This window comes from Bythopirellula superficialaquae, assembly GCF_059632245.1.
On record NZ_CP197426.1, the window covers coordinates 664,899 to 684,891 of the forward strand.

The 19,993-nt window shown below is 48.9% G+C and carries 6 protein-coding genes; all 6 read left to right on the forward strand.

Features of this window, described 5'->3' with window-relative positions; all coding sequences use genetic code 11:
• The 6 genes from SH678x_RS02840 to SH678x_RS02865 are packed head-to-tail and all read left to right on the forward strand — an operon-like array spanning position 1 to position 19,904.
• Positions 1–3,594 (forward strand): PSD1 and planctomycete cytochrome C domain-containing protein, encoded by a 3,594-nt coding sequence (locus SH678x_RS02840; protein WP_496921370.1) that lies wholly within the window; start codon positions 1–3, stop codon positions 3,592–3,594.
• 24 nt (positions 3,595–3,618) lie between these two features.
• The gene (locus SH678x_RS02845) at positions 3,619–5,061 is read left to right on the forward strand and encodes a DUF1501 domain-containing protein (protein WP_496921371.1); all 1,443 of its coding nucleotides are present in this window, start codon (positions 3,619–3,621) and stop codon (positions 5,059–5,061) included.
• A 51-nt stretch (positions 5,062–5,112) separates the two neighbouring features.
• On the forward strand, positions 5,113–10,728 hold the full coding sequence (locus SH678x_RS02850; protein WP_496921372.1) for a CehA/McbA family metallohydrolase: 5,616 nt from the start codon (positions 5,113–5,115) through the stop codon (positions 10,726–10,728).
• Positions 10,729–10,732: 4 nt separating this feature from the next.
• Positions 10,733–13,921, forward strand: a complete 3,189-nt coding sequence (locus tag SH678x_RS02855) for a CehA/McbA family metallohydrolase (RefSeq protein WP_496921373.1) — start codon at positions 10,733–10,735, stop codon at positions 13,919–13,921.
• A complete protein-coding gene (locus tag SH678x_RS02860; protein WP_496921374.1) occupies positions 13,918–16,692 on the forward strand; it encodes a glycoside hydrolase in 2,775 nt (924 codons plus the stop codon). Before SH678x_RS02855 ends, SH678x_RS02860 begins: the two co-directional genes overlap by 4 nt.
• Before the next feature lie 50 nt (positions 16,693–16,742).
• A complete protein-coding gene (locus SH678x_RS02865) occupies positions 16,743–19,904 on the forward strand; it encodes a 3-keto-alpha-glucoside-1,2-lyase-like domain-containing protein (RefSeq protein ID WP_496921375.1) in 3,162 nt (1,053 codons plus the stop codon).
• Positions 19,905–19,993: the final 89 nt, after the last annotated feature.

The following is a 19,993-nucleotide window of genomic DNA, read 5'->3' on the forward strand; positions in this document are numbered from 1 at the left end:
ATGAAGCTATTCAGTCTATTGCACCAAATAATTTTTTATTATGTCGACCTAACACGTCGCCATGCTCGCTCGGAATCAGCATTGCATTTGATTTCACAAATAATCTGCTGCTTTTTATTGATCCCTCCAGTCACTTATTCTTTTGCAGTAACAACTCATCAGTCTTCTTCCCAGGTCAGTTTTTCTAAGGAAATTCGCCCCATTCTGTCTGCAAAATGCTTTATTTGCCACGGCCCAGATGAGAGCAGTCGTGAAGCAGACTTGCGACTTGACCTTCCTGAAGCCGCTTATGCAGACCGTGGAGGATATGTGGCCTTAGCCCCTGGAGATTTAGAGAAGAGTGAATTTTATAGGCGCATTGTCGCACAAGATGAAACCGAAAGAATGCCCCCTGCAGACAGCGGTAAGGCTCTATCATCCAAGGAGATTGAGCTACTACAAGCCTGGATCGAGTCAGGTGCCCAGTATCAAGAACATTGGTCATTTGCAGCACCACAGAAACATAGTTTGCCAAAGATTCGAATGATAGATTGGCCTATCAATGAGATCGATCATTTTGTTCTCTCACGATTGGAAGCGAATGGACTTGAGCCGTCTAAGGAGGCGGATAAGTATGCTTTGGTGAGGCGCGTGTTCCTCGATCTGATAGGTCTGCCACCTACTCCTGTGGAAGCAGACGCTTTTGTTCAAGATAAAAGCTCAGATGCTTATGATCGTCTCGTCGAACGTCTATTGGCTTCGCCACATTACGGCGAACGCTGGGCGCGACCTTGGCTAGACTTAGCGCGCTATTCCGATACAAAAGGCTATGAAAAAGACATGCCTCGGACTATGTGGCCCTATCGCGATTGGGTCATTGATGCTCTCAATGCGGATATGCCCTTCGACCAATTTACTATTGAACAGATCGCAGGCGATATGCTCCCGGATGCCCAGACAAGTCAGCGAGTTGCAGCGGGCTTCCATCGAAATACGATGACCAACGAAGAGGGCGGGATTGACCCACAAGAATTTCGCTTTCAAGCAGTAGTTGATCGTGTTGCAACCACTGGGGCTACTTGGCTTGGGTTGACTACTGGATGCGCCCAATGCCACACCCACAAATACGACCCGCTAACCCACACCGAATATTATGGCCTGTTCGCTTTTTTGAATAATGCAGACGAGGTAGAACAAGAAATATCTTTACTGGAAATTGCGAAACAGCGATCGGCGATCGAGGCCGAAATTCAGGCGATAGAATCTGACCTCGCCAATCAGTTCCCTATTCGTGAAGACGATACGAAAGCTTCGCCGCAGAACTCACAAACTCTAGAAGAAAAACGTGCGTCGTCACTCCAGTCGGCATACAACGATTGGCTGGAAGCACAAGAAGCCAAGTTAGTAACTTGGAACCCGGTTACTCCGCTTGAGTACAGCTCAAATTTGCCCACCATGGAAGTCCTGGAAGATGGTTCAATCCTGGTGAGTGGGGACACTACCAAGAACGATATCTTCAAGCTTCGCTTTCAACTGGGGGGTACCCCCATCACAGCCATCCGACTGGAAGCCATTCCTGATCCTCGGCTTCCTAACGAAGGTCCAGGTCGACAGGAGATTCTCGATGAAAAAGCCAAGGGAAAAGGAAACTTTTTCCTCAGCGAAACTTTGATCAGGGCAGTACCGCGGGATAACTCTACGCAAATAAAAGCAAAATTGTTGCCCATGAAGGAGGCAACGGCCACATACGCACCTCCCGGGCTCACGGCACAGCTCGCGATCGACGGCAAATACGACACGGGCTGGACAACATATGGGCGTATTGGAGAGCAGCACTCAGCCGTTTTCCGGTTGAAGGAAGCTATTTGCTTGTCCAAGGATCAATTACTGGAAGTTGAACTCCAACACGAGAACTTTTATCCCGCATCTTTGGGTCGGTTCCGCATATCAGTGACCTCAGACACGGCCCCTCAATCAACTAATCTAACAAGCGAAATCGAAGCGATTTTGCACAAGTCCCCAGCTTCTCGATCGAGCCAAGAACTGCAGGCCATGCTGAAGCACTTCCTGCTGACAACTCCTGAGCTCAAGGAGCATCAGGACCGGATTTTAGAGCTTAAGCAGAGTCTGCCCTTATTCCCAAAGGCCCTGACATTTCAGGAACGATCGCAGAACCCTCGTGTGACTCATCGTCATCATCGAGGCGAGTACCTACAGCCTAAAGAGGTTGTATCACCTACTGTGCCTGAAGTATTGCATGACCTGAAAAGTGCAGGAACTCCAAATAGACTAGACTTCGCCCGTTGGTTGGTCTCGCGAGAGAATCCTCTCGTAGCACGTGTTGTCATGAATCGTCAGTGGCAACTGATCTTCGGTCAGGGACTTGTGCGTACAAGTGAAGACTTCGGCTATCAAGGTGCATACCCCACGCACCCCGAGCTCTTGGATTGGCTTGCTGTTGAATTCATGGACTGCGGCTGGTCACTCAAGCACATGCATCGATTGATTGTCACGAGTGCAACCTATCGTCAGTCAGCGGTCGCTTCTACGGACAGAATAGAACGTGACCCAGAGAACAAATACTTGTCGCGTGGCCCTCGGTTTCGGGTTGAGGCAGAGATGGTGCGGGATATCCTCCTGGCTGCTGCGGGACAACTTAGTTCCAAACTTAAGGGACCGAGTGTCTATCCACCTCAGCCGCCCGGAATCACTGAGGCCGCTTACCAACCCATGCCCTGGGTCGTCAGCCGGGGCGAAGATCGCTATCGACGTGGGCTGTACACTTTCAACAAGCGGACTGCCCCCTATGCTGCGTTTGGTCTTTATGATGCTCCTAGCGGTGAAGCTTGTGTGCCTCGTCGTTCGCGTTCGAACACGCCACTCCAAGCGCTCGCTATGCTCAATGATGTCGTAATCATGGAGGCGGCGCGTCATTTGGCAAACTCGACCCTACAAGTCTACGGAGTAGGCGACCGCGATATTGCCAGCGAGATGTTCCGCAGGTGTGTTACCAGAAGTCCAAATGATGTGGAGCTGAGTCGCATATCCACCTTTTATCAGCAGCAATTAAAACGATTGAGAGCGAATCCCGATCAAACGTTTTCCGTGCTGAATTCAGGTCCTTCGCAAATTTGGAATTCTTCTGAGGGCATGACAGACTGGGTGACGCGTGCTAATTGTCAAGCTCGCATAATCGATTCTGTCTGGGAAGTGGTAAGCGAAGGTGAAGATCCAATCCTGGGAGTAAAACATTCAGCTCCACCTGGTAATTACACACTTAATGTCAATGCTAAATTTGGAACCACTGGGGTCGCTGAGATTTATTGGACTACCAAGAACGAGGCTGAGGAATCTGTAGAACGGCGTGTTGTCTTCCAGCCAGAATTCAACGAGTGGCGGAATTATTCGGTCGCTTTTCAGGCTCCAGAGGGTCTGGAGTCCTTGAGGCTCGATGTGGGGCAGTCCGCCGGGAGTGTTGAGATTCGTGAAATCAAACTCGACTTTGGGGATGGTTTGTTCCAGTTATCCTCCAGTGTTGATCCCCAGCGGTTAGCTGCTTGGACGCTGGTTGCTCGGGCACTTTTCAATCTTGACGAAACAATTACCAAGCCATGACCTAATCGAGATACCGTTAATTCCATGATTTCTTTCATAGACTACCAACAACAACTCACGCGACGTTATTTCTTCAAGCAAACCGGCTTAGGTCTGGGCGGCATGGCATTGAGTTCATTGCTAGCATCAGAACTACCCGCAGCAGATCAAGCAAAGATGCCGGCCACTTCTGGATTAGCTCCACGAGAACCACACTTTGCTCCCCGTGCGAAGTCGGTGATTTTTCTATTTATGGAGGGAGCACCTAGCCAGCTCGACCTTTTCGACTACAAACCCAAGCTCGAGGCACTCGCCGGTAAGCCGATTCCACCCAGCTTAATTAAAGACCAACGTTATGCATTTATTCGTCCTGACGCGGCAGTGCTTGCTCCACAATATCCTTTTGCTAAGCACGGGCAATGTGGTGCCGAACTTTCAAGTATGCTACCGCATCTAGCGAAAGTCGTCGACGAGATTACCTTGGTGAAGTCGATGCACACGGACCAATTCAATCATGCACCGGCTCAAATATTTCTTAACACCGGTAGCCCCATACCAGGGCGTCCCAGCATGGGCTCTTGGGCTCTATATGGTCTTGGAGCAGCGGCCGAGGATTTGCCAGCTTTCGTCGTCATGTCCACGGGAGGCGGGACCAGCGGAGGAGCTGCGAATTGGTCCAATGGTTTTCTTCCGGGTATCTACGCCGGTGTACAATTTCGGTCAGCAGGAGACCCAATTTTATTCGCGTCGAACCCTCCTGGGATTGACAGCGAGATTCAACGAGAAACGATCAATCTGGTTAATGACCTCAATCAAGAACGACTATTTACAGTTGGTGACAGCGATATCTCCACGCGTATTAAAGCTTATGAAACCGCTTTTCTCATGCAATCTCGCGCACCGGAGTTGATGGATTTTTCATCCGAGTCGCAGGACATTCTAAAGATGTATGGTGTCACTCCAGGAGCTGCTTCATTCGCCAATAATTGCTTGTTAGCACGTAGGCTAGTCGAGCGTGGTGTGCGTTTTGTGAACATCTACCATCGCGGCTGGGACCACCATAGCGACGTGGCAGGTGGACTCAAGAAGGAATGTGGCGCGACAGACCAAGCAGCGGCTGCGCTGGTTGCGGACTTAAAGCAGCGCGGGATGTTAGAAGATACGCTCGTAGTTTGGGGTGGGGAATTTGGTCGCACACCCATGGTGGAGTCCAGTGCAGCGTTAAGTCGCTCACTGGGTCGTGATCACCATCCCCAGGCATTTACCATGTGGCTAGCCGGAGGAGGGATCAAGGCCGGATTGACTTTAGGAGCCACTGACGAACTTGGATTCAACGTCGTCGACGACCCAGTCCATATACATGACTTACAGGCAACGATTCTGCATCTTTTAGGTTTAGATCACAAACGACTGACTTTTACTTACCAGGGGCGGCCCTTCCGACTCACCGATGTACATGGGAAAGTCGTAGAAAAGATATTGGCATAAAGCCTTACAACTGCCTGAATACATAACCTCTTTCGAAGGTATACCACGACCATGTTTTACAACGAAATTCGGACTAAGCTTGTTTTTTTTAACACTGTTGTGGCCTTGCTATCTTCCATAATTGCTTTGCCTTCAAATTTCCTGCTAGCTCATCACGATGAATATTTGCCGCGAGAAGTCGTACAGGCCAAACCGGATTCAAGTCCCAAAGCCTTGGTGAAGGATGATACGGACGATCGCCACGAAGTGACTGAGGTGGATCGTCAAGAGGCATTTTTTAGTTCTGAACTATTACTTCACTTGGCACTTCATGCCCCGACTAAGTCACAAGTAGAGGCAGTCAGTCTCGCTGAAGCGGAGCATCGCTTCGTCAATAAAGTCCCTGGCTCACTTGACGTTAGATCACTCGAGAAGCTTCGTGCTGAATTCCATAATCGACTGAGACAAGAATACGCGACAAGTGAATTAAGATGGACGGACAAGCACTTGGAAGCTGTTAAGCAAGAACCAGTTTCTCTCGCAGTAGGATTAAGCCGACAAGTCTTACTGCTGATCAACAACGACACAGCTCAGGCAATCGACTTGTTCGCAAAGCAAGCAAGCGACACCACTGCGCAGGAAACTTATTATACGATCCCGCCTCAGCACTCACAGCTTCTGCCAGTTGCGCTCGTTGCTCAGGCTGAGTCGATTCGATCGATTGAGATTGAAGTAGTTACGAAATCTGCACGGCAAATTGCTCGTAGAGTTACGCTACCAGTCGCAACTACTCTCCCCGCAACTCTCAGAGGGAAGATCTACGAAAAGGACCGTAAAATCACCTGGCCTGGGCGTGTTTATGTTGAATGTAGTGATGGGATTTATCGTCCTGGGAAAAAACATGCAGGCAATAAAACTTTGCGCGAAAAGCAATTGCTCCAGTTTTGGGACCAAGGTCGCTACTACCAACTTCCCTTCTTTTATAGCGATGGCACCTTCGAGCTCAAAGTGCCTGCAGGTCCTACTGCGATCAAGCTCGAACGAGGGTTCGAGCACGAGGTAGTAGAAATTTCCGTAGACCTCAAACCCGGCGAGGCACGAGAGATTCAGCTCACTTCAGGTCGACTCGTTGACATGCGATCTCAAGGTTGGATCTCAGGTGACACCCACATTCATTGGGTCACGAACCAATGGAATGTTGACTTGCCCTTAGACTTGCTGTCGACGATTCAACGTGCAGAAGATCTTCGGGTCGCCAATAATCTAACGTTGTTGCAACGGGGCCCCACGCAAGCATTTATTAATCCCCAACAAGCACCAATGGGCACCGTCGCAGCCCATTCGGATCTAGAGTACCACCTTGAAATGGGCGAAGAGTATCGCAACGAAAATCTCTATGGCCACCTGTGTTTTCTCAACCTTGACTGGCTTGTCATGCCGATCGGTACTGGAGCAATCATCGCGGGTCCTGACACACTCGACTATCCCATCAACAAGACGGCGATCCTAGCATGTCGCGAACAAGGTGGTATCTCCTGTGAAGCTCATGGTTTAGGTGGAAATAAAGATGTTCCGACAAACGTGGTGCATGAGCTTACAGATTCACTCGATCAAATTGAGCCAGATGACTATTACGATTTTCTCGACTGCGGATTTCATTTACCCCTTACCAATGGCAGTGATCATCCCGCGCGAGTGGTTGGTTGTGCGCGGGCTTATGTACATGTTGACGGAGATTTTAGCTACGAAAAATGGATTGAAGGTATTCGTGAGTGTCGCACCTTTACGACTTCGGGCCCCCTTTTGTTTCTGACAGTGAACGGAGCTAACATCGGCGAGACGGTTCGGTGCTCAGCGATAGACGAATTGAAAATTCATTCTAAGGTTCTTTCGCGATATCCTATCGGGAATTTAGAGATTATTTCAAATGGCAAAGTATTAAAGAAGGTTCATATCTCTGACACAGAGGCTGAAATTGATTTCACTTTGCCTGCTGGTGAAAGCCGCTGGATCGTGGCCCGCTGCTCGCCGAACGATAAGTTCAATGCGATCTGGACACCCAACGTGGCACATACAAGCGCTATCTATGTCGAAGTTGATGGCCAGGAACGCTTCGTTCCTGAGAAAGCGAAATTGTGGATCAGCCGCTTGCGACAGCACATTCGTGACATCCAAGGTAAAGGTCGGTTCGCTAACGATCAGCAGATGCAAGAAGCAATAGACTACGTGGAGGCGGGAATCAAGCTCTACGAAAAGAAGATCAGCGCCACTGCACAGCAAGTTGCCACTCAGAGTGATGTGATTAGCACGAATACATCCGGCGTTTCAGTAGAATCGCCTACCTCTCCGAAGAAAATTTTACTAATTGCTGCGCCACTCGATCATGAGTGGGCCACGCATATGTATCGACAAGGATGCGAACTTTTAGCTGCTTGTCTAAATCAGACTCCCGGAGTTGAGGCGAAGGTATGTGACGACGACAATTGGCCAAGTGACCCTCGGATGTTGGAAAATTTAAGTGCTTTGGTTTTCTATTCTCCGCCAGCTGGAGATACGCTTCTCGGCTCGAAACATCGCAAAGACGTCTTGCAGTTGCTTAAGGGAGATGTAGGTTTAACCGCTATTCATTGGGCGACTGGTACTAGGGACGACAAATTCGGTCCAGAATATCTAGATCTCCTTGGTGGTTGGTTTAGCTTCTCACATAGCGGCCTGAAGATCGACAAAGGCTTGCTCAATCAAGTTGCTCCTGAGCACCCAATTTGTAATGGTTGGAAGCCATTTGAGCTACGGGACGAGTTTTACCTTAATCTCAAGTTTGCTCCTTCTGCCGTGCCGGTTCTGCAAGTCGAGGTCGACGGAAATGACCAGACAGTTGCTTGGGCGTACGAACGTCCAGACTCCCATGGACGCAGTTTTGGAACAACACTCGCTCATTTTCACGACAATTTTTCCATTCCTTCTTTTCGACGTCTGATTGTCAACGGCATACTTTGGTCTGCACAGGTCGATGTTCCCGGAGAGGGCTCTTCTGTCGAACTCTCCGAGGATCAGATCGCATTACCTCCTCAAGCATCCAGCACAGAATCCGAAGCTGCAACACGTAATTGGCCTGTTGTTGAAACTGTTGACTCCCAGCCACTGCTCGTGCAAGTGAGTCGTTTGAGTGAGGCGTTGGATTACATCGGGAATCCGCTGTCCGCAGCGGTAAAGCGAGAGCTAGAGCAACTTGTCGAGACAGACAATCCTCAAGCAGTTGCTGCCAAAATACAAGAGTTATTGGACCCGTTGTGTTTAGCTGCCGTGCAATTGGAGGAGGGCACTCTGACTGTCGCTTCAAGATCCGCTCCCAGCAACTTAGTCGAGCAAGGTTGGCGAACCTATCTGGTGAAGGTTGCCAACCGATCTGGGCAGACCGAGCGTCTCCATGTGGAGAGTCCCAATGCCCGTTCCATGCCGCATGCCAAACAAGAGGACATTGCCGCTCGCTGGTTGGGCTTATCGATGTATGACGGCCGCCCAATGCAAGCCAATCTCAGTGGTTTGGAACTTGAGTACCGAATTATTCAGCTCTATGCACGAGACCCAGGTCCAGCCAATGCGACTCTTGAATTTAGTATTGACACCAAACAAGGCCAGCGTGGTCGCCAGATTCGGGAATGGCGTTTCGATCTAGGGACCGACGGCTGGAAGTCTTTGAATCAATCTGAAGTGTCCACTCGCGATGGCTCGTTACATGTCGTAGCAACAGGCGACGATGGATTCATAGGAGCAGAAGTTGGAGATGCAACGGGAAACTTGGTTTTACGTTTTTGGGCAGAAACCGCTGATTCCGGAGTGGGGCAGATCTTCTGGTGGACTGAAGAGCGACCTGAGCCGGATGCCTCACGAATGGTTACCTTCCCTCTCGTTCCGGGAGCGGCACATCAGTATGAATTTGAACTTCCAGTTGAAGGAGTGCTAGCTGGTATTCGTATTGATCCTAATGGCAAACCAGGGAAAACTCGTTTTGATTGGATAGATTTATCATATGCTCATCGGCGTGGAGAAACCTGGGAAAGTATCCCTGTAAGTTTCCAGGTTGAGAAGGCAACCCCGATTCATCTACGAATCCATGATAAGCCTGGCATTCCAGCTGTAGTGGCTTTGGAAATACGTGATCACCTAAATCGAGTTTATCCGGAACAATCCAAGCGTCTTGCTCCAGATTTCTTCTTTCACCCTCAAATATATCGGGAAGATGGAGAGACGATCCACCTTCCTCCGGGTAAGTACACTGTGCGCACTCGACGAGGCCCGCACTCGATTCCTGAGACGCGTGAATTTCAGGTTGGTGAGTCTCCGCAAGAATGGAATTTTCACGTTAGACGGTGGTTCGACCCCACAGAACATGGCTGGTGGTCTGGTGATCATCACATACACGCTGCAGGATGTTTGCATTATCAAAATCCCACACAAGGAGTTTTTCCAGCAGACATGTTACGTCAGACCATGGGAGAGGATCTCCACATTGGATGCTGTCTCAACTGGGGGCCTAGTTTTGATTTTCAAAAACAATTCTTCACTGGGGATGTAGACCGTGTTTCGAGATATCCTTATTTATTACGTTACGATGTCGAGGTCTCTGGCTTTGGATCACATGCTTCAGGGCACTTGAATCTTTTACGACTGCAAGAACAAATCTATCCAGGTGGGGACTCCAAGCTTCACTGGCCAACCTTGGGACTTAATACGCTACGGTGGGCTAAGAAGCAGGGCGCAATTTGTGGACCCGCCCATTCTGGTAATGGACTCACTAATCACGTGGGACGCTTAGAGGACCAGACTGACGGGCCTCATGGATTACCTCACTTCAACATTCCTGCCTTCGATGGCATCGGTGCCTGTGAATACATTGTCGACGTCACACATGAGTTACCTGGACCCACCGGTTCTCCCATACCTGCCATCGACTTTATTTCAACTATGGATACTCCTCGGCAAGACGAACTGAACATGTGGTACCACACTTTGAATTGTGGCTATCGAGTGCGCGCGAGTGGCGAAACAGACTTCCCCTGCATGAGTGGTGAGCGAGTTGGGTTTGGACGAGTATACGTGAAAGTCGATGGAGAATTGAATTTCGACGATTGGATACAAGGAATCCAGGATGGACGTAGTTATGTCAGCGACGGACAAGCTCATGTGATTGATTTCTCTGCCCGCGTACAAGGAGATCCCGATTATCTTGGTGTCGGTGAAAGAACGAGCGAGCTATCTGGTTCGGGTACCATCACATTCGAGTGTCGAGCTAAGTGCGCGGCCCAGATTAATTCAGCGCTCGAAGAAGGGCTCTCGGATAAAACTGTCGAAGTGGAACTTATCGCGAATGGATATCCGGTAGCGAAAACGCACATCAAGGCCGATGGCAGTCTGCAAGAAGTGCAATTTACCGTTGAAGTTGCCAAAAGCAGCTGGCTAGCGTTACGAATCCACCCTCATGCTCATAGCAATCCGTTTTTTGTCATCGTCGACGGAAAGCCGATTCGTGCCACTCGAGCTAGCGCGGAATGGTGTTTACGCTGCGTTGAACAATGCTGGAAAGAAAAGCAACGCACTTACGATCTTGATGAACAGGCTGATGCGAGAGCAGCCTACGAACATGCCCGCAAAGCCTATCAAGCGATAGCAGCAGAATGTAAGGAGTAGTGAGTTGTCAATAACTTCGTTGAGCCTTGATAAAGGCAACCAGGGAACTATTCGAGCAATGGTATGCGGGCTAGTCTTAGCCTGGCATTTAGTCGCTGCTGCACAAGAAGTATGCACCGATGAAAATTGCCATCACCTTGATCCGTCTGTAACTGTACCAACTGACCAAGTCGAGCAACTGATGGCAACAGTTGCGAAATACGATCTAGCACTTGCTCGCAAGTTGGGCAGGCAGCTTACCACCGTTTCAAAGACTTCGCGAGAAGTGCTCGACCAATACACACTTCTAGAAGTCTCAATAAATCCCGAATCGCGCGTGAAGGTAGATCCTGGACAAGCTCTGCCCCGTTTGAAAACTGGCAAATGGAGCACATTTCTGCTGAAGATCCAAAATCTGGCAGGCGTAACTGCTCCATTACGTGTCAGCAGTCCTCAGATTAAGACCAGCGATTTAGCCATAGATGATAACTTCGCCACAAAAAGATGGCTTGAGGTGGAATTGCCCCCCATGCCTCCAATGGGATCAACGCTTTCTGGCACCATACTAGAATACCGAATCATTCGCGTAAGAACCCAAGAAATTGGCAAACGTTCAACTGTTCTTTCATTCGATGTGGGGCAAGGCACGGCGGATTTAGGGTTTCGTAGCGATGTCATGTTAACTTTTGATTGCACGGTACCAGTCGATCATCGAAGCACGTCGCAAGTCTCACAGGCGAGTCACTCTATCGGTGATAGTCAACTCACCAATTCCCGTATTCCAGCTAGCGAAGCTGAATTGCGACAGTGGTTGGAGAATATGATTTGGTACCATGAGTACTCCTTGGCGGAAATACAAAAGGCTATAGGACTAACTGAATCAGAAATTTTGGCGGCAACGAAGAAATTCGGTATCTCAGCGGAAAATAAGCCGGTCCGTGACTCCGATGCAACTCTCCTGGTAGTACCTTACCCAGGAGGAAGACACCCGCGAGTCGGTTTCCTTGAAGGTGCAATCGATCCGCAGCGCGAGACAAAGGTGAGCGTGTTCACACCTTGGGACCCTGAGAGCTACGTGGTAGTCGACGTGCCCGAGGCGATTTTTTCAAATCTTGGCCTCACCTACCTAGCTCATACTCACGTTCCTACTCTTTGGGATTTAGCAAATATCAAGCTGCCTCCGCTGGAGTGGGACATACTTCCTGACGGATCACTGCGATCCGAACGTACATTACCCAATCAGATCACTTTCGGAGCGAAGGTTGTCCCACACACTGACTCTGTCCTCATGGAGCTTTGGTTGCGAAACGGAACAGATCAAAAGCTCAGCGATTTGCGTGTTCAAAATTGCGCCATGTTGAAAATGGCTAAGGGTTTTGAAGCACAAACTAACGACAACAAGGTCTTTTGGGGACCCTATGCTGCGTGTCGGAATGAGGCCGGGGATCGCTGGATCATTACGGCCTGGGATCCCGTCCAACGAGTTTGGGGAAATCATGACTGCCCTTGCTTGCATTCTGACCCTCAATTTCCTGATTGCGCTCCAGGAGAAACTCAGCATTTACGTGGTTGGCTTTCTTTTTTTGAGGGTACCAATATTTATCAAGAATTTGTCAGGATCGAACGTACGAATTGGCGACGCTCCAAGCCAAACAAAAATAGTCTCACTGCTGTCACGGGGATCGTACTCGATAAAGAATCAGGGCTACCTCTTCCATCGCGGGTCCATATCCAAGGAAGCGACGAGCAATGGCATCTTGTCGAGTCGGTAGGAGGTCAAGCTGTTTCATACGAAAGGACCAAGGCCCACCTCCCAAATAGCCCCGAGGTCCATACCTCGCTATCAGCAGACCCGTTTGTTGTTTATTTGGAGCCTGGCAAATATCAATTCCGTATTGAAAGGGGCAAAGAGTATTTTCCTATAGAACAACATGTGGAGGTTGGCACAGAGCCTCTATCTCTTGAGTTTCCGTTGTCGAGGTGGATCAATTTGGCAGAGCAGGGTTGGTACTCTGGCGATGTCCATGTGCACCGCTCGTTGGATGAACTGCCTATAGCTATGTTGGCAGAAGATCTCAATGTCGCAATGCCACTAACCTACTGGGTGACAAAAGGCGAATTGCCCCCAATTGCAGCTGCCCGCTCCGATGAGGTACCGAAAAACCAACGCATAGCGGTTGATGCCACGCACGTTATTCATGCCATGAATACTGAATACGAAATCTTTACCATGGGGGAGCGAAATCATAACTTGGGCGCTGTATTAATACTAAATCATAAAGAACCATTCGCTCTAGGCGCCCCCCCCGTGGGTCCGATCTCTAATTTGGCCCGACAACAAGGTGCCTTAATAGACCTCGAAAAGCATTCATGGCCCTGGTCTCTCATGCTTGTTCCTGTGATGCAGGTCGATCTGTTTGAGTTGTCCAACAATCATGTGTGGCAAACAAATTTTGGCTTTACAGAATGGACTAAAGACAAAATTCCGGAGTTCATGCACATTGAGCGCGATGCCGATGGGTTTACCGAAAACGGCTGGATTCAATTCGGCATGCAAACGTACTATGCGCTTCTAAATTGCGGATTTCGCTTACGCGTGTCAGCAGGCACCGCCTCTGGTGTCCATCCCGTACCACTCGGATTCGGGCGCGTGTATGTGAACGTGCCTGAGGATTTTAATTACGATGCTTGGATCGCAGGACTTAATGCGGGTCATAGCTTCGTCACCACCGGACCGTTCCTTGATATCCGACACAATGGCTCATTGCCAGGCGTAACCTTAGCATCAAGTGCTCAGGGTACAGCTGACGTGTCAGTTACGGGTATTGCCTCGAGCCAGCATCCACTAGATCGAATTGAGATCATAGTTAATGGCCAGATCTACGAGACAATTACACCTCAAAACAAATCTCGCCCTTTGGGGGGCTTTGAGAGTTCCGTCAATTGTCACGTCAAGCAAGGAAAGAGTTGCTGGATCGCGGTGCGATGTTTCGAACGCCACTCTAAAGAACGAGTCCGCTTTGCACATACCAATCCAGTCTTCGTAGACATTCCTGGTAAACCTCTCCGTCCCCGCCGAGCTGAGGTCGGCTATTTCATCCAGCGCATGGAAGAAGAGTTGCTTAGCAATCGTGATGTACTTAATTCAGCAACACTCGCTGAGTATCAAAAGGCTTTGAGTGTCTATCAGGAAATCGCGGAGACAGCCGAATGAGAAGTCTTTTTTTATTTTTACTGTGCCTGACTAATATTGATTCAGAACTGTTTGTGCATTCTTGCCAAGCAACTGAACAAGCAGCACAGGAAATGGCACTTTTTAGCAAGCCAGATATTCCGTGTGAAGCACTTAATTGTGAATTGACAACCGACGGAGTGACCGCCGTCATTCACACAAGCGAAAAGGATGCGATCTTAACTTTCGATTTCGCAGCTCAATCTGGGAAGTCCGTCCTGCAAGGTCCTTGCGAGCTGCATTTCCGAATGAGGACCAAATTTCCAGCGGATCTTGGCGATTACATCGTCTATTGGATGCTGGAAGGAGGGACTGATTGGACCCACTTCGAAAGAATACCACTCTATCCGGATGGCGAGTGGCACGAATTCAGAATTCCTTTGGCTGGAACAGGAGTCGTCAAATCCCTCCGGCTGTCATTCGGCGCGTATGCTCATGACATCGAGATTTCCGAGGCACGCATCGTTAATAACATTCAGAAGCTACCAGAGGCACTGGCGGCTCAAAAGTCAACAATGCCGACCGAACTGGCTATTTTCTCTCAAAGGCTTGCATGCCATCTCAATTGCCAGGATCACACTTACCGCATCCAAGATCACTTAACTGGTAGAATTTGGCAGAGCATGAGTGTATCTCCTTGGCTCACGTTGATTAGTGCCGAACTGATAGACGATCAATCATTACGACTTCAGCTTTTCGACAGATTCTCGGGCCAGTTGGTCCGAGCCGCAGTAAGTATCGTTGACAATCAAGAGATCAAGTTCTCAATCGCACCCAGTCACGCTTCTCAACCACTATACTCCGCAAGCCGTTTTCCACCACGATTCGCAAGCGATTACCAGCATGGACAGTTTGTTTTCTGTGATCGATCTTGTGGTGTGCTATTAGATCAGAGAGACGCGACTTACGCGCATTGGCCGCTCCGTGTTTACGGCAACACTCATTGCCTTGATATGCCATGGGTAGGGATGTTTGACGATGAGCGTAGCGACGGAGCGATGCTCCTCGTGGAAACGCCGGCTGATGCGGAAGTAGCATTCGTAAAACATGCTGATGGGCGTCATTGGCCTGAAGTGCGATGGCTTCCCACGCTAGATACTTTTGGATACGAAAGAATTGCTTCTTATCGATTTACAACTTCTGGGCGACACGTTCAGCTTGCTCAAGAATATCGATTATACCTCCAGAAGCACGGTCGTTGGAAAACATTGCGGGAGAAGGCTCTGGAAAAACCTCATATCGAGCGTCTACGCGGAGCAGCTTCACTCTGGGGTGCGCGGGAGAACATCAACTTTATTCATGAAACGCGTCCACTTGGTATCAAGCAAGGTATTGTAGGTAACTCTCGTGAACCGGAAGAAGTGGCACTGCTAAATAGGCTAGGTTATCTTACGGGAAGGTATGATAGCTATACCGATATCCTTGAGGGTCCACTGGGTTTTCAGAAAGATAACGTCGAAAAAGCTGCTATTAGGCCACGCCCAGGGGGTTCGCCAAAGCATGGTTGGAAGCTTCGTAGTGGACAACAAATGTATTGGCGGTCCTCTGCGAGTTGGCTTAATGCTGCCGAAAGCTATGTCCCTCAAGAATTGGCAACGGTGCCTTACAATTCTCGCTTCATCGATGTCGCCGCGGCCGCAGATTTGTTTGAAGATTACCATCCTGAACATACCCTCGATCGACGGGAAGATCTTGCCAATCGTCGGGCCTTATTTAAGAGTATGAACGAGCATGGCCTTGTCTTAGGGACTGAACATGGAAATGACTGGGTTGTCGACTTAGTTGAATATCTTGAGGGTGGCATGAGCGGCCCGTTCTGGTGGTCGTGTTGGCCCGCAGGTTATTTAGACCCACCTACACGTGAGCAACTTTCTGAAAATTATCTAAAGTTTGGCATGGGCTACGCGAATAGAGTGCCCTTGTGGGAGCTAGTTTTTCATGACTGTGCAATCAATACTTGGTATTGGGGGGACACGGCAGGTTTAATCTATCGCGCAGCGCCAGAACTTGCCGATCGAAAAGACCTCTTCAATATTCTGTATGGGACACCACCCCTGATTTGGATGAATGATACGGGTTATAAATGGCCCGAAGATGCACAACGTTTGTTGCGTACTTATCACGATACATGCCCGCTGCATGAAGTCGTTGCGTTTGAGCAATTGACCAATCACGAGTTTCTATCACCAGACAGAGCAGTTCAACGCACTCGATTTGCGAATGGAACCGTCGCAATTGTCAACTTTGCAGACGAGCCGCGCGATGTGACTGTTAGTAAAGAAGTAATCACCCTTGCACCACGAGGCTATCATGTTACTGGCCCGGGGATCACACAATCTCGCACATGGGTTAACGGTAAGGCCCACACAGTAATTTCAAAACAGGGCTATCTAACCGTCGCTGGGCCGGGCGACGTTGCTATCGAAAACATCAAAACAGCAGGCCGTATCACCTCGATGCGTGTTGATGACAATCGCTGGAATCTCTTTATTGAGCCCGATCACACATGTCAGATGAATGTTTCTTATCTGACCGGATGGACTCCAAACGAAGTGATACGCTTACACCTCATGGATGAGATCGGCACCGTTGGCAAAGAGTTAGCGATTGCTGATGCGAATGGTACCATGGAATTCAAGTCGTCACCTGAGAACTGGCGCTTTGCCCTCTTACGCGAATCACCGCAAATACCAACGCCTATCAGTGCTGTACCTGTAATTTCCTCTGCTTTGGTTGAGAACGAGACGAACTAGTAACACACAGTTCTTGAGTTTTGCTGCAAATTTTGAGAAGTGGACATTGAATGAATTATTCTCATCAACTGTTGATTGCCTCAAGAGTCATAAGCCTGCAGAAGGTGAATTATTTTTGTCGCTTGGCTTTGGCTGTTGTGCTTGGGATGGTCTTGCCCTGTCATGCGAAAAATTCATTTCCGCCAGCGACCAACTGGCAGGGCCAATGGATTAGTGTCGTCGGTGCAAGTAAACCCAATACTTGGATCTGCTTTCGAAAGAGTTTTTTGCTGGGTGACAAACCCAGTACTGCTTTCGCTCGGATTGCTTGCGACAGTAAATATTGGCTGTGGATCAACGGTCAGTTAGTCGTTTTTGAAGGCCAACTTAAACGCGGTCCAACGCCACATGATACTTACTTCGACCGAGTCGAATTGTCTAAGTATCTTCGCAAAGGAGAGAATCAGGTCGCAGTGCTCGTCTGTCATTTCGGAAGACATGGATATTCACATAACTCGTCTGGAAAGGCAGCACTATTGTTTGAAGCTGATTTAGGAGAACAGAAATTACTTAGCGATGAATCGTGGCTTGCTCGAGTTCACCCTGCATTTGGAACAACCGATCCACCTCTGGATAATGTCCGTCCACCCGAAGCGAACTTACGTTTTGATGCAAGACATGATCTCGGCGAATGGTATCAACATGAGTATGACGATTCATCCTGGGGGCCAGCCATGAGTTTTGGCCAGCCACCAATTGCTCCTTGGAATCAACTCTACCAGAGACCAATCCCTCTGTGGAAAGATTCAGGGTTAATCGAATACACAAATTCCCCAAAAATACCTGAGATAAGTGATGGGCAGCCGATTAAATGCCAACTGCCACACAATTGCCATGTCTCACCCTATCTCAAAGTCTCTGCGACTGCGGGCCAAGTTGTCGGCATCAGTAGTGACATTCAAGAACTTTATGGAAAACTACCACTGGTAGAAATACATCGCCATGAGTATGTGACACGAGATGGCGTTCAAGAATTTGAACTTCCGAGTTGGCTAAACGGACATGAAATCCACTACGCTATTCCACCAGGAATCAAGATTCTAGCTTTAAAATATCGCGAAACTGGGTATGACACCGAATTTGTCGGCCATTTCCACTGCGATGATGAGCGACTCAATCAACTTTGGCAAGAGTCTTGTCGAACGTTATATGTGACTATGCGAGATACATACATGGATTGCCCCGATCGCGAACGGGCTCAATGGTGGGGCGATGCCGTGAACGAACTCGGTGAGGCTTTTTATGTATTCGAGACGGAACGCGCCCCTCTCTTGGCAAAGAAGGCGATCTACGAACTTACTCGTTGGCAGCGAGAGGATGGAACACTCTATTCGCCCGTGCCTTCGGGTCTACGCCGGCCAGGACTGATCTATCCACTCGATGGCTCATGGGATCAAGAACTACCCCAGCAGATGCTTGCCAGCATAAGTTGGTATGGATTCTGGACTTATTACTGGTACACCGGTGATCAAGCAACGATCCGTGATGCTTATCCGTCGGTGAGGCGCTATTTGGAACTCTGGAAGCTAGGTGATGACGGACTCGTGATTCATCGTGCCGGAGGCTGGGATTGGACAGACTGGGGCCAAAACATCGACACACCTGTTGTCGAGAATGCATGGCTGTATTTAGCTCTGAAAGGTGCCGTAGAGCTTGCACGCTTGACCGGTAATTTCCAAGATATTCCCGGTTATGAAGCAACGATGACGAGGATAGCAGAGAACTATAATTCTAATTTTTGGCAAGGCCATGAGTATCGCTCTCCAGGGTACCAGGGGGCTACTGATGACCGCGCACAAGCGATGGCTGTTGTGGCTGGGCTGGCAAATTCTGATTACTATCCATCGATTACCAAGGTGCTGACCAAAGAGCAACATGCCAGTCCTTATCTTGAGAAATACGTACTGGAAGCTTTGTTGATAATGAACGAACCTGCGATTGCCTGCGAACGCATGAAAAGTCGCTACGCACGCATGTTGACGGATGATCAGACGACTCTATGGGAAACTTTCGAAGAGATGGAACTCCCGGGTTTTGGTTCCCTCGGATACGGAACCTACAATCACGCTTGGTCTGGTGGCCCTTTGACAATCTTGAGTCAATATATTGCCGGAGTAACGCCCACTAAGCCAGCTTTTGAAAGCTATCAGGTACTGCCTCAGTTGGGAAACCTCAAACAATTGACCGCCAAAGTGCCTACCCGTTATGGGAACATAGAATTAGAAATGCATAGAACAAGAACTTCTCCATTTAATCTTCGCTTGACTTCTCCTAACCATACGGATGGTACGGTTGGTATACCCAAGATATATTTACCCATGCACGCCTCAATAAAGGTCAATGGAGCAGTAGTCTGGCAAGATGGTAATGTATTAAAAACAGACGCCCCGGTGAGTCTGGTAAGTCAAGATGACAAATACCTGAGATTTAAGATCCCGGCGGGAACCTGGGAATTTGAAGTCGCGGAGTTCACAGAACATGCAGGTCCTAATGAACTTAGTAAGAAAGAACGAAAGCTGGGTTTTCAATCCTTATTCAACGGGAGAGATTTAGCAAATTGGCAACACACTGGGAATTGGGTTGTGAATGAGGAGGCGATCTATCGGCAAGGTCCTGGTGGCGGAATTACCTTAAAAGATCAGGAATTTCCTACTGATTTTGATCTGCGATTTGATTGGAAAGTTGTCAAGGGATCTAACAATGGAGTTTACTATCGTCCCGGCCAATACGAATATCAAATATTGGACAATCAAAATCATGTAGACGGAAAAAATCCTCGAACCAGTGCCGCTTCACTATATTTTTGTATGGCCCCGTCGCATGACGCCACCAATCCAGTAGGAGAGTGGAACACAGCTCGGATCATCTGCCAGGATACAATCATTCAGCACTGGCTAAACGATGTGAAGGTCGTCGATTTTGACTATTCCGATCCTCAATGGACCGCCAACGTAGAACTGTTAAGTAAGCGTGGAGGCAATCTGGAGGCCAGAGGTGGTCACTTGCAGCTCCAAGACCATGGGGACCCGGTTTGGTATCGCAATATTAAGCTTCGTAAGATTGATTCCAAAGAACCCTTGGATCACACCACTGTTCGCCCTGCGAAAATTCCTGCGGCAGCTCTTGAGCATGAACAGCAGATTCTCGATTCAATGAAAGAATCCTCTCCGTGAAGCTGTGTCTACACCCTGCATTAAGCACTATAGTGAAATGATTAAAAAGCGAATATTGGAAAAGCGACCGATTGCTCGTCGACAATTCT

Excerpts from the sequence above, each read along its gene's own strand:
- SH678x_RS02840 (WP_496921370.1), top strand. The coding sequence starts at position 1 with ATGAAGCTATTCAGTCTATTGCACCAAATAATTTTTTATTATGTCGAC.
- SH678x_RS02845 (WP_496921371.1), top strand. The coding sequence starts at position 3,619 with ATGATTTCTTTCATAGACTACCAACAACAACTCACGCGACGTTATTTC.
- SH678x_RS02850 (WP_496921372.1), top strand. The coding sequence starts at position 5,113 with ATGTTTTACAACGAAATTCGGACTAAGCTTGTTTTTTTTAACACTGTT.
- SH678x_RS02860 (WP_496921374.1), top strand. The coding sequence starts at position 13,918 with ATGAGAAGTCTTTTTTTATTTTTACTGTGCCTGACTAATATTGATTCA.
- SH678x_RS02865 (WP_496921375.1), top strand. The coding sequence starts at position 16,743 with ATGAATTATTCTCATCAACTGTTGATTGCCTCAAGAGTCATAAGCCTG.